Origin of the sequence: Vibrio sp. UCD-FRSSP16_30 (genome assembly GCF_001676025.1) — a bacterium.
Classification (GTDB): Bacteria; Pseudomonadota; Gammaproteobacteria; order Enterobacterales; family Vibrionaceae; genus Vibrio.
Map to the genome: position 1 here is coordinate 234,851 of NZ_LZFW01000002.1, position 13,346 is coordinate 248,196.

Annotated in this window: 11 protein-coding genes and 1 tRNA gene; 6 read left to right on the top strand and 6 right to left on the bottom strand. The window is 41.7% G+C overall.

What is annotated here, in order from left to right:
- Positions 1-52: 52 nt before the first annotated feature.
- The 3 genes from A9260_RS02580 to A9260_RS02590 all read right to left on the bottom strand — a co-directional run bounded on the left by A9260_RS02580 (position 53) and on the right by A9260_RS02590 (position 2,402).
- Positions 53-805, bottom strand: coding sequence for an ion transporter (locus A9260_RS02580; protein ID WP_068695878.1), 753 nt, complete (start codon positions 803-805; stop codon positions 53-55).
- A gap of 34 nt (positions 806-839) precedes the next feature.
- The gene (locus A9260_RS02585; RefSeq protein ID WP_068695881.1) at positions 840-1,925 is read right to left on the bottom strand and encodes a type I restriction endonuclease; all 1,086 of its coding nucleotides are present in this window, start codon (positions 1,923-1,925) and stop codon (positions 840-842) included.
- A gap of 392 nt (positions 1,926-2,317) precedes the next feature.
- Positions 2,318-2,402 (bottom strand) — tRNA-Leu (locus A9260_RS02590).
- Positions 2,403-2,593: 191 nt separating this feature from the next.
- On the opposite strand from A9260_RS02590, the gene A9260_RS02595 reads away from it, so the two are divergent.
- On the top strand, positions 2,594-3,070 hold the full coding sequence (locus tag A9260_RS02595) for an RDD family protein (RefSeq protein ID WP_068695884.1): 477 nt from the start codon (positions 2,594-2,596) through the stop codon (positions 3,068-3,070).
- A gap of 81 nt (positions 3,071-3,151) precedes the next feature.
- On the opposite strand, the gene lptG is transcribed toward A9260_RS02595, so the two are convergent.
- A complete protein-coding gene (lptG, locus tag A9260_RS02600; protein WP_068695887.1) occupies positions 3,152-4,222 on the bottom strand; it encodes an LPS export ABC transporter permease LptG in 1,071 nt (356 codons plus the stop codon).
- A complete protein-coding gene (lptF, locus tag A9260_RS02605; protein ID WP_068695889.1) occupies positions 4,223-5,323 on the bottom strand; it encodes an LPS export ABC transporter permease LptF in 1,101 nt (366 codons plus the stop codon).
- A 218-nt stretch (positions 5,324-5,541) separates the two neighbouring features.
- Between lptF and pepA the strand changes: the two genes are divergently transcribed.
- From pepA to A9260_RS02625, 4 genes are all read left to right on the top strand, one after another.
- The gene (gene pepA / locus A9260_RS02610; protein ID WP_068695891.1) at positions 5,542-7,050 is read left to right on the top strand and encodes a leucyl aminopeptidase; all 1,509 of its coding nucleotides are present in this window, start codon (positions 5,542-5,544) and stop codon (positions 7,048-7,050) included.
- 72 nt (positions 7,051-7,122) lie between these two features.
- Positions 7,123-7,578: a DNA polymerase III subunit chi gene (locus tag A9260_RS02615; protein ID WP_068695893.1), complete on the top strand. Its 456-nt coding sequence runs from the start codon at positions 7,123-7,125 to the stop codon at positions 7,576-7,578.
- 95 nt (positions 7,579-7,673) lie between these two features.
- A complete protein-coding gene (locus tag A9260_RS02620) occupies positions 7,674-10,547 on the top strand; it encodes a valine--tRNA ligase (protein WP_068695895.1) in 2,874 nt (957 codons plus the stop codon).
- Between the two features lie 223 nt (positions 10,548-10,770).
- A complete protein-coding gene (locus A9260_RS02625) occupies positions 10,771-11,172 on the top strand; it encodes a DUF2061 domain-containing protein (RefSeq protein WP_068695897.1) in 402 nt (133 codons plus the stop codon).
- A gap of 109 nt (positions 11,173-11,281) precedes the next feature.
- Here the strand turns inward: A9260_RS02625 and rraB are convergent, their stop codons facing one another.
- Positions 11,282-11,701, bottom strand: coding sequence for a ribonuclease E inhibitor RraB (gene rraB / locus A9260_RS02630; RefSeq protein WP_068695898.1), 420 nt, complete (start codon positions 11,699-11,701; stop codon positions 11,282-11,284).
- Between the two features lie 474 nt (positions 11,702-12,175).
- On the opposite strand from rraB, the gene argF reads away from it, so the two are divergent.
- Complete coding sequence (gene argF / locus A9260_RS02635; RefSeq protein WP_068695900.1) at positions 12,176-13,180, top strand: ornithine carbamoyltransferase; 1,005 nt, start codon at positions 12,176-12,178, stop codon at positions 13,178-13,180.
- Positions 13,181-13,346: the final 166 nt, after the last annotated feature.

Consider the following 13,346-nt stretch of genomic DNA (forward strand, 5'->3'; position numbering starts at 1 on the left):
GAAGTTATCGCAAGTGCACCACTAGACTCAATGAACCTTATTGCATTAAGTTCTACTTATCGATTTTTCTTAATAGATCTTTTATTTCACTAAGCTCATTTTTTAAAAACGATATTTCGCCCATCAACTGATCGTTATTATCACTAGCCATTTCGTCAACGAAAATTGCATTAGCTAACGATAGAGCGATAAACCCTCCTAACACTAGAACCATAATGACAAATGCATTTACAGAGTAATATACATACGGTTGATTAAGAGCCTTTGCTGCTTCTGGAACTGCCCCCCAATTTTCTACCGTAAATATGCCAAAAATAGTATTCATAGATCGCAACGGATCACCAAAATATTCAGGAATAATATTGGAAAATAAAGTAAAGCCTAATAAAGAAAAAAATGTTAATTGTATACCTAATAAAATCAACACTGCTTTTGAAGCTTTAATACCACGAATAAGACCATTTACAATATGCTCGGTATCAGGCATTAATCTTATTACTTTTATGAGAGATATCATCCTAAATATCCGAAGGTATACGACACTCCCAATAGCTTCTGTTGGAGAGAACAAGAAAGCTAAGCTTATAAGGACTATGGACAAATCAAATTTATTACCTAACGAAGATATATATACATGCCAAGTGTTTTTCTTTATCTTAAAAAACACTTCAAAAATAAAGTAAACTATTACAAGCCAATTAAGTATATGTATTATAATTGAATTACTATAACTACTAAGGAATGCGAGGATTACAGATAATATAATGACAATTGAGCTGTATCTTGGTTCAGTGAAATATTTCATATTAAAAAGGGAGCGTGACCTCCCTTACTCATAATTATTCGTATTTAGATGCTTGTTTAAGCAAAACATCAGACAGGTTATATATATCATCTAATGTTTCTATTGGATGACGAACTTCTTTTTTATCTTCGCCTATAACACCAAGATATTTTTGCTTGGCATTAAAATGCAATCTACACAAAGGCTTACGGTTGTTGTCATCGAGTAGGATACCAAAGTAGCTTTGAGTATCTCTTGCAGTGATACGTGAAACATCTAGTTTTGCACGTAGAATAGCCTTAACTATATTAAAACCATCTGTTTCTTCATCTGTTGTCACTACTTTTGATTTACTATCTTCTAATGCTTCTGTTGTTATTTCAGTATCTAATTCAGGAGTTTTTACTGTAACCGCAATATCATCATTAGTACCAATAGCTGATTTTAACCTATCATTGATACTATCATTTAAAAACTGTTTTAATGCTTTAGATGTAATTTCTAAGAATTGAGCTTTAACCTTTGCAGTTTGAACACCCTCATAAACCTTTGAAGTGAAAAACTTAACAAAATCTTCTTCAGGGTTTTTAAACTGTTCTTGAAGTGCTTTTTTAATTTGATTGAGGTATTTAAGCTCACCAGCAGCATCAACAACGGAATCAACGTCAAAAGATGACTTAGTTAGCTTCTTAACTTCAGGAACAATATGCTCATCAATATCTGACATGTTAAGAATTAAGAAAGGTTTTTCATCCATTTTATTTGGGGCATCTAAATCAGTATAAAACTCGTATACTTCACCATTTGTCAGAATCGCAATTCGAGCATTAGTTACAGAGAAGTAGCGGAATAATTGACTTGCATGTTTAGTAGATAATTTTTCACCAAATTTTTTACATTCGATTAGAATTTGTACTTCACCATCTTTAAGGAGTGCATAATCAACCTTTTCTCCCTTTTTAGTACCAGTATCAGCATTAAACTCAGGAACCACCTCTGTTGGGTCAAAAACATCATAGCCAAGAACTGAATGTAAGAATGGCATTATCAAAGCATTCTTTGTCGCCTCTTCTGTTTCTAGTCTTGAACCAGTTTGTGCTATTTTTTTAGATAGCCCCTGTAATCGTTCAATAAAATCCATAGCCTTACCTTTTTAATTTAGACAGCAATTGGCACATAATACCAAATGAATAATAATCGTCTAGGAACCAGCTTTGAAAATTTAACAAATTCCGATTGTAAACTTTGATTTATCATCAATAAAAGGCGTGTGAACTAAAACCAACCTTAACCCACTACAACTTAGTAGTACTAACTTTACTTATGTAAGTTTATGATTTTTATCGTTTGTAGCGGTATTGCTACTTTCTTGAGTTCTGAATCGATATAAAATGAAGTTTGAGAAACGTCAGAATTAATTAAACCTATTCAATAGAGGAAGCGTTCATCACAAACAGAGAGGCAGATGTCATGCTTTGGTTTCCCCAGATACAACAAAGCCCCGACAGAAGTCGAGGCTTTATCATTAAATAATGGTACCGGTAGGCGGACTTGAACCGCCACGCCCGAAGGCAACGGATTTTGAATCCGTCGTGTATACCAATTTCACCATACCGGCACGGTGTACCTTTGAGGTACGTTTTGCATTATACGGAACAGGCGATGCCGTGCAAGGGTAAATATTACAATTATGATTCGTTCGAATGTTTTTTAGGCATGAACCCCTCTTTTTTGCACTGTAACGCTTTGCAGGTGGCTGACAAATGGATATTCTGACGCCCAAAATAGTCTAATTAGAATATATAACGTATGAACGCTCAAAATTCTTTACCTAAAGCTGGGTTAATGCGACGTCTCGGAGCTTGGGTTTACGATGCTCTTATCATTATTGCCGTGTTGATGATGGCGGCAGGTCTGGTTGTGGCTGTCTTTGAAGCCTTGGTTGCAGCAGGCGTGATGAACTATGGTCAATATATCGATGCCAGCGATTATCTCACCAATCATCCTACCTGGAGTGTATTGTTTAGTTTGTATCTGGCGTCGGTCTGGATTGGTTTCTTTGTGTTCTTTTGGACAAAAGCCGGTCAAACACTGGGTATGAGAGCTTGGAAGCTTAAAGTACAAAACAGTGACGGTTCACTGATTAGCGTAACTCAAGCGTGCATTCGCGTGGCGACATCAGCCTTTGGTTTAAGTAACCTTTGTGCGCCTATCGATCCTCATAATCGTGGTTTTCACGATATATGGGCGAAGACGGAAGTTGTGGTGTTACCTAAAGCTCGCTAGAGAATCTTAATAATACTCCGCAAATAAAAAGGAAGGCGCAATGCCTTCCTTTTATGTTTTTACTTTTGCTTAATCTGCTATTTAGAGCTTTCGCCTTAGCAGTATAATCGCCACTAGCATAAAGGCGACACTTGGGGCTAATGCCCCCCACATCGGCGGGATTTGATACACCACACTTAATGGTCCAAAAAATTCTGACGATATGTAGAACGAGAATCCGGCAATGACGCCTGATAGTATTCTCGCTCCCATGGTCACACTACGCAGTGGGCCAAACACAAACGACAATGCCAGCATCATCATGACCGCAATGGATAATGGTTGCGTTATTTTACGCCAGAAGGCTAATTCGTAGCGCGAGGCATCTTGTTCTGAGTCTTTCAAATACGTTACATAGCCGTATAGACCAGTAAGTGATAACTCCTCTGGTTTCACGGTCACTATCTCTAACCGGTCAGGTTCTAGAGTGGTTTTCCATGCCAGCGTATCTTCTTTTTTCTTACTTATTTCGGTTTCGTTGGTGTAGAGCGTGGTCGTTACATGTTTAAGCTGCCACGTTTTATCACCAATATAATCAGCACTTTGGGCAAAGATACTTCTCATTAATTCTTTTTGTTTATCGTATTCCCAGATGTTGATGGCTTTGAGTTTTTGCTCATTAACGTTGCCGATATAAATAAAGTCATCGCCATCTTTTGCCCAAACACCAGTACGTGTAGACACCATGTGACCACCAGAAATAGACATGGTGCGTAAATCACGAGCCATTTTCTGCGCTTGTGGTGCGCCCCACTCGCCTAGCAACATCACCAATAGCATCAAAGGTAGTGCTGTTTTTAGCACTGACATACCAATGTCTACTTTGGAATAACCTGCCGCTTGCATAACGGTCAGTTCTGAGCTGGTAGCCAGTGTGCCAAGAGCAATCAATGCACCTAACAGCGCCGCCATAGGGAAAAACAGTTCAATATCACGAGGCACACTCAGCAAGACAAAATAAAGCGCGTGCAACAAATCGTAAGTGCCTCGCCCAACTTTGCGCAGTTGCTCTACATACTTAATGATGCCAGATAGGCCCACCAGCGTAACCAAACAAATACTGGTAGTGGCGATGATGGTTCTGCCTATGTATAAATCGAGAATCTTAAACACTTACGAGGCCCTCTTCTGGCGTAGTTTATCTTTCCAGCGCCTGACCGGCAGACTATCAATCGAGTTGAGAATAATACCCACCATCAATAAGGCTATATTCATCGGCCACATGCCAACCACCTCCGAGATCTTACCTTCTTCGATTGCTGATTTTGCGGCGCTTATCGCCATAAAGTAGGCAAGATAAAACAAGATAGCAGGCCCCATTTTAGCAAAGCGCCCCTGCCTTGGGTTTACCGCAGACAACGGAATAACCACCAGCGTAAGAAGCGGAATACAGATAATTAAACTAATCCGCCAATGCAGCTCCGCTTTGGCTTTTTTATCAGGGTTATTAAACAGTTGTATTGTTGGTACGGCTTCGTAATCTCGACCTTTTGGCTTCACTTCTCGCTGACCGATGAGCGCGTCATACTCGTTAAAGTCGGTTCTCATATAATCAAGCTGAGTAGGTATCCCTTCAAATCGAGTACCACTTTGCAGGGTTAAGATTTGACGACCATCGGATAGCTCTTTCGCCACACCTGAGTCGGCAAATGCCACGCTTGGACGAATTGAACCTTCGCCTACCGTTTGCGCTACAAAAACATTGGTCAGCTTTTTATCTTTTAATTCATCAATAAAGACAACCGCAGTGCCATCAGGCGTACTTTGGAATTGCCCTTTTTGTAACAGTTCAACACTGGTTTCGGCAGCCAGTTGATCCATTATTTGAGCAACTTTATCTTGAGACCAAGGGGAAAAGTACAATGAGTTGAATGCAGCAACACCAGAGGTAATAACCGCCAGATATAAAGCAGCTTGAATGAGAAATTTGTTCCCAATTCCGGTTGCATTCATCACGGTTATCTCACTTTCGGCATACAAACGGCCAAAAGTAAGCAAAATACCTATGTATAAACTAAGAGGTAACATTAACAGCCCCATTGCAGGCATGTTTAAGCCAACCACAGTCATAATTAACCGGGCTGGAATGTCACCGTTTGAGGCATCGGCCAACACACTGATAAACCTTTGACTAAGAAAGATTAAAAACAGTACGAAAAAGATGGCCAGCTGACTCTTGATTGTCTCGCGGATCAAATATCTAACAATAATCACGCTAAAGTCCCTATAAGCTTGGATGCAAAACTTGTATTTTCACAGGAATCGCTATAATTTCTGGTTGAAGCTTTAATTTTTCAAATTTTCTGACTAATCGATAATCAATTAACTTGCTTTACTTATTGAGTAAACATAGCTGTTGACTAAGATTCAACAAGTTAAGCAGGCATTATCTAACATTTATTGTGGTTTGTCTTCAGGATGTAGGAGTAGGCATGGAGTTCAGTGTAAAAAGTGGTAGCCCAGAGAAGCAACGCAGTGCTTGTATTGTTGTTGGAGTCTTTGAGCCTCGCCGTCTTTCACCGGTTGCAGAGCAACTAGATAAAATCAGTGATGGCTATCTTAGCTCGCTGTTGCGTAGAGGCGATTTAGAAGGTAAACCAGGACAAATGCTGCTATTGCATCAAGTACCTGGGGTTCTTTCAGAACGTGTTCTGTTAGTAGGTTGTGGTAAAGAGCGTGAGCTTGGCGAACGCCAATATAAAGAAATCATTCAAAAAACCATCAGCACGCTAAACGAAACAGGTTCTATGGAAGCAGTCTGCTTCCTTACCGAGCTTCACGTTAAAGGCCGCGATACGTACTGGAAAGTGCGCCAAGCGGTAGAAGCGACTCATGATGGTCTTTACACTTTCGACCAATTTAAGAGTAATAAGCCAGAAACTCGTCGTCCGCTGCGTAAATTGGTATTTAATGTACCGACTCGCCGTGAACTCAACATTGGCGAACGCGCAATCAACCATGGTTTGGCCATTGCATCCGGTGTTTCTGCATCGAAAGATCTTGGCAACATGCCACCTAACGTGGCAAACCCAGCCTACCTTGCTTCTCAAGCGCGTCGCTTAGCCGATGACTATGAGACAGTCACCACTAAAATTATTGGTGAGCAAGAAATGGAAAAACTGGGTATGACTTCATACCTTGCAGTAGGTCGTGGTTCGCATAACGAATCTATGATGTCGGTAATTGAATATAAAGGTAATCCAGATTCAACCGCTAAACCGATTGTATTGGTTGGTAAGGGTCTTACCTTTGATTCAGGCGGTATTTCACTAAAACCAGGCGATGGCATGGATGAAATGAAATACGATATGTGTGGTGCGGCAAGTGTCTTTGGCACAATGAAAGCACTGGCTAAACTGAACTTGCCTATCAATGTTGTGGCAATTCTTGCTGGCTGTGAAAACATGCCCGGTAGCAACGCATACCGCCCAGGTGACATTTTAACCACTATGTCTGGTCAAACAGTTGAAGTGCTTAATACTGATGCTGAAGGTCGCTTAGTGCTATGTGATGCATTAACTTACGTTGAGCGTTTTGAACCTGATTGTGTGGTTGATGTCGCCACGCTGACTGGTGCGTGTGTGATTGCCCTTGGTCATCACATCAGTGGTGTACTTTCAAACCACAACCCTCTTTCTCATGAGCTAGTCAATGCTTCTGAGCAATCGGGTGACCGTGCTTGGCGTCTACCTATGGCAGACGAGTATCACGAGCAAATTGCTAGCCCATTTGCTGATATGGCAAACATTGGTGGTCGCCCAGCTGGCACTATCACTGCGGGCTGTTTCCTGTCTCGCTTTACCAAAAAGTATAACTGGGCTCACCTAGATATCGCTGGTACAGCTTGGAAATCAGGTCAAGCGAAAGGCTCTACAGGTCGTCCTGTTTCTCTATTGGTTCAGTTCTTACTTAACCGTAGCGGACAAGAAAACGAAGAGTAATAGCCTAGCTGTCTATGCTAATCTAATAATCTAACGCCTCCTTCTTGGAGGCGCTTTTTATTGAGAGAGAACATGTCTGTTGCCACTTTTTATCTAATTGAGCCCAATAGTATTGCAGATTCAAAGCAAGGCTTTCAGAGTTATGTCTGCTACTTAATCAAGCACTTTACTCAGCAAGGTGCGCGAATTTATTTGAATGCCAAAGATAAACAAGATGCCGAGCAATGGGATGAGTTTCTTTTTCAATTAAGTGAAGCGGATTTTATTGCGCATAACCTTAGCGGTGAAGGGCCTTGGAATTGCACAGCGGTAGAAATAGGCAGTGGTAACACTAATCTACACAGAACCCGTAATATCGTCATTAATCTAGCCGAAGATGATACAAACTTTGCGGGAATAGTGTCTCAAGTGGTAGACTTCGTGCCTTGTGATGAAAAAGCGAAGCATATCGCCCGAGAAAGGTATAAAATTTACCGACAAGCGGGTTATGAAATGCAGACGATAACCATTGCAGAATCAGCTAAATAAACCAAACTTCATAGCTAAAGCATTTATCAACGGGCGGTTGATAAACCCTTAATTTATGCAGTTTGCCATCAACTAATTATCCATGTAAGAGTATTATGGAAAAGACATATAACCCAAAATCTATCGAACAAGATCTTTATAAGACTTGGGAAGAAAAAGGCTACTTTAAGCCACACGGTGATACCACTAAAGAATCATATTCCATCATGATCCCACCACCGAATGTCACCGGTAGCTTACACATGGGACATGCATTCCAAGACACCATCATGGATACGCTAATCCGTGCTGAACGCATGAAGGGTAAAAATACCCTTTGGCAAGTAGGTACTGACCACGCAGGTATCGCAACCCAAATGGTTGTTGAACGCAAAATTGCCGCAGAAGAAGGCAAAACCAAGCACGACTACGGCCGTGAAGCGTTCATCGATAAAATCTGGGAATGGAAAGGCGAATCTGGCGGCACTATCACTAAACAGCTTCGTCGTCTTGGCGCATCTGTTGATTGGGATCGTGAACGATTCACTATGGATGATGGCCTATCGGCTGCCACTCAAGAAGTGTTTGTTCGTCTTTACGAAGAAGACCTAATCTACCGCGGTAAACGTCTCGTAAACTGGGATCCTAAACTGCACACTGCAATTTCTGATCTAGAAGTTGAAAACAAAGACAAAAAAGGCTTCATGTGGCACTTCCGCTACCCGCTAGCCAATGGCGTTAAAACTGCAGACGGCAAAGACTACATCGTTGTCGCAACTACTCGTCCAGAAACCATGCTCGGTGATACTGGCGTTGCAGTAAACCCTGAAGATCCTCGTTATAAAGATCTTATCGGTAAAGAAATCCTACTTCCTGTTGTTAACCGTCTTATCCCTATCGTTGGTGATGAGCACGCAGACATGGAAAAAGGCACAGGTTGTGTGAAAATCACCCCTGCTCATGACTTTAACGATTACGAAGTTGGTAAACGCAACAACCTACCAATGATCAACATCCTTACCTTTAATGCCGACATTCGTGATACCGCTGAAGTGTTCACCACTAACGGCGAAGAAAGCGATGTGTATTCAAGCGAGCTTCCGGCTAAATATCACGGTATGGAGCGCTTTGCTGCTCGTAAAGCTATCGTTGCCGAATTTGACGAACTGGGTCTTCTTGAAGAAATTAAAGATCACGACTTAACCGTACCTTACGGTGATCGTGGCGGCGTAGTTATCGAACCTATGCTAACTGACCAGTGGTATGTACGTACCGCGCCTCTTGCAGAACCTGCTGTTAAAGCGGTCGAAGATGGTCAAATCCAGTTTGTTCCTAAGCAATACGAAAACATGTACTTTGCGTGGATGCGTGACGTGCAAGACTGGTGTATTTCTCGTCAACTTTGGTGGGGACATCGCATCCCAGCATGGTATGACAACGACGGTAAAGTTTACGTTGGTCGCACAGAAGAAGAAGTGCGTGAAAAACATAACCTAGCGCCTGTTATCGTACTTAATCAAGATAACGATGTATTAGATACTTGGTTCTCTTCTGCACTTTGGACTTTTGGCACGCAGGGCTGGCCTGAAGATACTGAAGCACTGAAAACATTCCACCCATCTGAAGTTCTAGTATCAGGTTTTGATATTATCTTCTTCTGGGTTGCTCGTATGATCATGATGACCATGCACTTCGTAAAAGACGAAGATGGCAAACCACAAGTACCTTTCAAAACAGTTTACATGACGGGCCTTATCCGTGATGAAAACGGCGACAAGATGTCTAAGTCGAAAGGTAACGTACTTGACCCTATCGATATGATTGACGGCATCGGCCTTGAAGATCTAGTAGAGAAGCGTTGTGGCAACATGATGCAACCTAAACTCGCTGCTAAGATCGAGAAAGCGACCCGTAAAACATTCGAAGATGGTATCGAACCATACGGTACTGATGCACTTCGTTTCACTCTTGCTGCTATGGCCTCTACTGGCCGTGACATCAACTGGGATATGAAGCGTCTTGAAGGTTACCGTAACTTCTGTAACAAGCTATGGAACGCAAGCCGTTACGTGCTAATGAACACAGAAGAGCATGATTGTGGTATGTCTTTATCTGTAGAAGAGCGTGCCAATATGGAGTTCTCTCTAGCGGATAAATGGATTGAATCTCAGTTTGAAGTTGCTGCGAAAGAGTTTAACGCTCACCTAGACACCTACCGTCTAGACATGGCGGCAAACACGCTTTACGAATTCATCTGGAACCAATTCTGTGACTGGTACTTAGAGCTGACTAAACCGGTTCTTTGGAAAGGCACTGAAGCTCAACAACAAGCTACTCGCTACACGTTGATCACGGTTCTTGAGAAGACATTGCGTCTTGCTCACCCTGTTCTTCCTTACATCACTGAATCTATCTGGCAGAGCGTTAAGCCGCTAGTAGACGGTGTTGAAGGCGAGACTATCATGACTCAAGCGCTTCCTCAGTTTAACGAAGCTAACTTCGATGCTGAGATCGTTGATGACATCGAATGGGTTAAGTCTTTCATCACTGCTATTCGTAACCTACGTGCGGAATACGACATTGCGCCAAGCAAATCTCTTGACGTTATGCTTAAAGCAACCGATGACAGCGATGCTGCGCGTCTAGAAGCGAACAAAGCTGTGCTTATGTCTCTAGCTAAACTAGACAGCATTGAGCTACTAACAGACGGCGCTGATACACCAGCTTGCGCGACATCACTGGTTGGTAAATCTGAGCTAATGATCCCAATGGCAGGTCTAATTGATAAAGACGCGGAACTTAACCGTTTAGCGGGCGAAATCAAGAAAACTGAAGGCGAGATCAAACGTATTGAAGGCAAACTAAACAACCAAGGTTTTGTGGCGAAAGCACCAGAAGCCGTTGTTGCCAAAGAGCGTGAGAAGCTAGATGGTTATAAAGAAACACTGACTAAACTTGCAGAGCAAAAAGCGACTATCGCTGCACTGTAATTTAAACAAGTCATAAGAAAAGGGTTGGCATTGCCAGCCCTTTTTTGTGGCTGGAATTTAACGATCTAAGAGTTGAACCGGTAAGTTCTATTGCTCCTAACTAGTTAATAGGTAATACCTATCAAATTAATTGAATAAAAAACATTGCCTAAATGCGAATAATTATCAATACTATATCCATAGCAACAAACAACTATAAACAAAAACAAATTTGGTATCGATGATGAAAAAAACTCTTAGCTTTGCAACTCTACACTTTTCAATTGCTTTTACTGTTGCCTATCTACTTACTGGTGACGTGATTATTGGTAGCTTAATCGCGATGATAGAGCCTAGCGTTAATACTGTCGCATTCTACTTCCATGAGAAAGTATGGAACTCAGCAGCATTCTTAAAAGCAAAACAACTGCATTCTAAAATTAAAACAGCCAGCTTTGCTGTTGTGCACTTTAGTGTCGCATTCACTGTTATTTATCTACTGACTGGCGATGCACTAGCGGGTGGCTTACTGGCGATAATTGAGCCGACCATTAATACTTGTGCTTACTACTTCCATGAGAAAGTCTGGAGCAAGTACTTCTCATCACCTGAGCCGATGATGACTTCAACGCTTAGCCACGCATAATGGTCGCGAGCAACTGATAAGTCTCGCGGATAAGATTGCAGGTAGTAAGATTACAGATAGTAAAAAGCTCGCTAAATAGCGAGCTTTTTTAGTTTCGGTCGATTAAAGATTACTCTTCATCTTCGCCGTCTTCTTCATCATAAACTAGCGCATCTTCACCTTCGTAGTAAGTGCCCCAGCCGTCATAGATGATGTCGTATTTTTCAGCCAAGTGAATAAGTGTTGCCACTTGCTGATCGATCAACTCAGGATCTAACGTACAAGTCATGGTTGCATCACAGCACAATAACTTATCGCCATCTTCATCTTCTGTTTCTTCAGCTTCTAATACTTCAAAACCCATTTTGAAGGCTTCAACAACCGCTTTTTCTAACGCTTCAAACGTCTCAGCGAAAAGGTGGTGTTCAATTTCATACAAAGCATCAGGTTCACTACCGTCTTCAAGCAACGCCGCGATGATATCGCGTGTTTCTTCTTTCTGAAATTCGATAAGTTCTTCGACTGATAGATACTCTTCCACTTGTGACATGGGTGTGCTCCCGAACAGGTAAAAATAATAGATTTATATACGGACGAAATATGGCACGGTTCGACACGAAATACCATATCTAGGCTCAATCTTAGCCTAGATTTCTCAATAACTAGTCCGTTACTGCACTTCCACTTACCAGTTGCCTCCATCCTTACTATAAACAACCGCCTTTACCCAGCTTATTCTTCATCTTTGAATTACCCTAGGTAATAAAAAGTGATCACCTCGACAGCACTAATAGTCGAGGTAGCGATATACTGATCGTTGGTTTTGATGGCGTATTAGTCGACCTTTCAGAATGCACCGCCCTCAATGGATTGAGAACTTATCGTTGTTTCAATTAGATTGAATGGGCTAAACAAGCTATCGCACTAAAATCACCTCATAACCTGAACAATAAGTGAATTTGTATTTGATTTATTAGCATTTATATGCAATAAAATCATAATAGCACCTAAGAAGAGAAGCAGCATGGCCTATAACTTAAGAAATCGTAACTTCCTAAAGCTTTTAGACTTTACTCCAAAAGACATTCAGTTCTTGCTAGAGCTTTCAGCTGAGCTGAAAAAAGCCAAGTATGCGGGAACAGAACAAAAACGCTTGCAGGGAAAAAACATTGCTTTGATCTTTGAGAAATCGTCAACGAGAACGCGCTGTGCTTTTGAAGTTGCCGCTTTTGATCAGGGAGCACAAGTCTCTTATTTAGGCCCATCAGGCTCTCAAATTGGCCATAAAGAATCAATGAAAGATACCGCTAGAGTTCTAGGCAGAATGTACGATGGTATTGAGTATCGCGGTTTTGGTCAGGCTATTGTTGAAGAGCTTGGCGCTCACGCTGGTGTGCCGGTGTGGAACGGACTTACCGATGAGTTCCACCCCACACAAATTTTGGCTGACTTCCTGACGATGCAAGAACATGCTCGCGGCAAACAATTGCATGAAGTGAGCTTTGCTTATCTTGGTGACGCTCGTAACAACATGGGTAACTCTTTGTTAGTGGGCGCAGCAAAAATGGGGATGGACATTCGTCTGGTTGCTCCAAAAGCTTACTGGCCAGAAGAAGACCTAGTTACACAGTGCCAAGCTATTGCACAAGTAACTGGCGCTAAAATCACTCTGACAGAAGATGTATCATCTGGAGTTAAAGGTTGTGACTTCCTGTATACCGATGTTTGGGTATCTATGGGAGAACCAGCAGAGGCTTGGGAAGAGCGTATTTCAGTCATGAAGCCTTATCAGGTGAACATGGATACCATTAAAGCAACGGAAAACCCGCAGGTTAAGTTTATGCATTGTCTGCCGGCATTCCATGATGATCAAACGGCTGTTGGCAAAGAGATTGCCGAAAAGTTTGGGATGCAAGGTTTAGAAGTGACAGATGAAGTATTTGAATCTGAATATTCGATTGTCTTTGATGAGGCAGAAAACAGAATGCATACAATCAAAGCCATAATGGTTGCGACGTTAGGTCAATAATTCTGACGCAAACGCTTGCGATCACATTATGAGAGCGTATAATTCCAAACGATAAATTAGGAGGGTTGTATGCTGCACCGTAGCACTCTAAACGTAATTCAGAAACACAGCCAATGCCGTGTTCGACTCCTATTTATTCAGAATTAATTCTAGCCTCCCTTTTTAG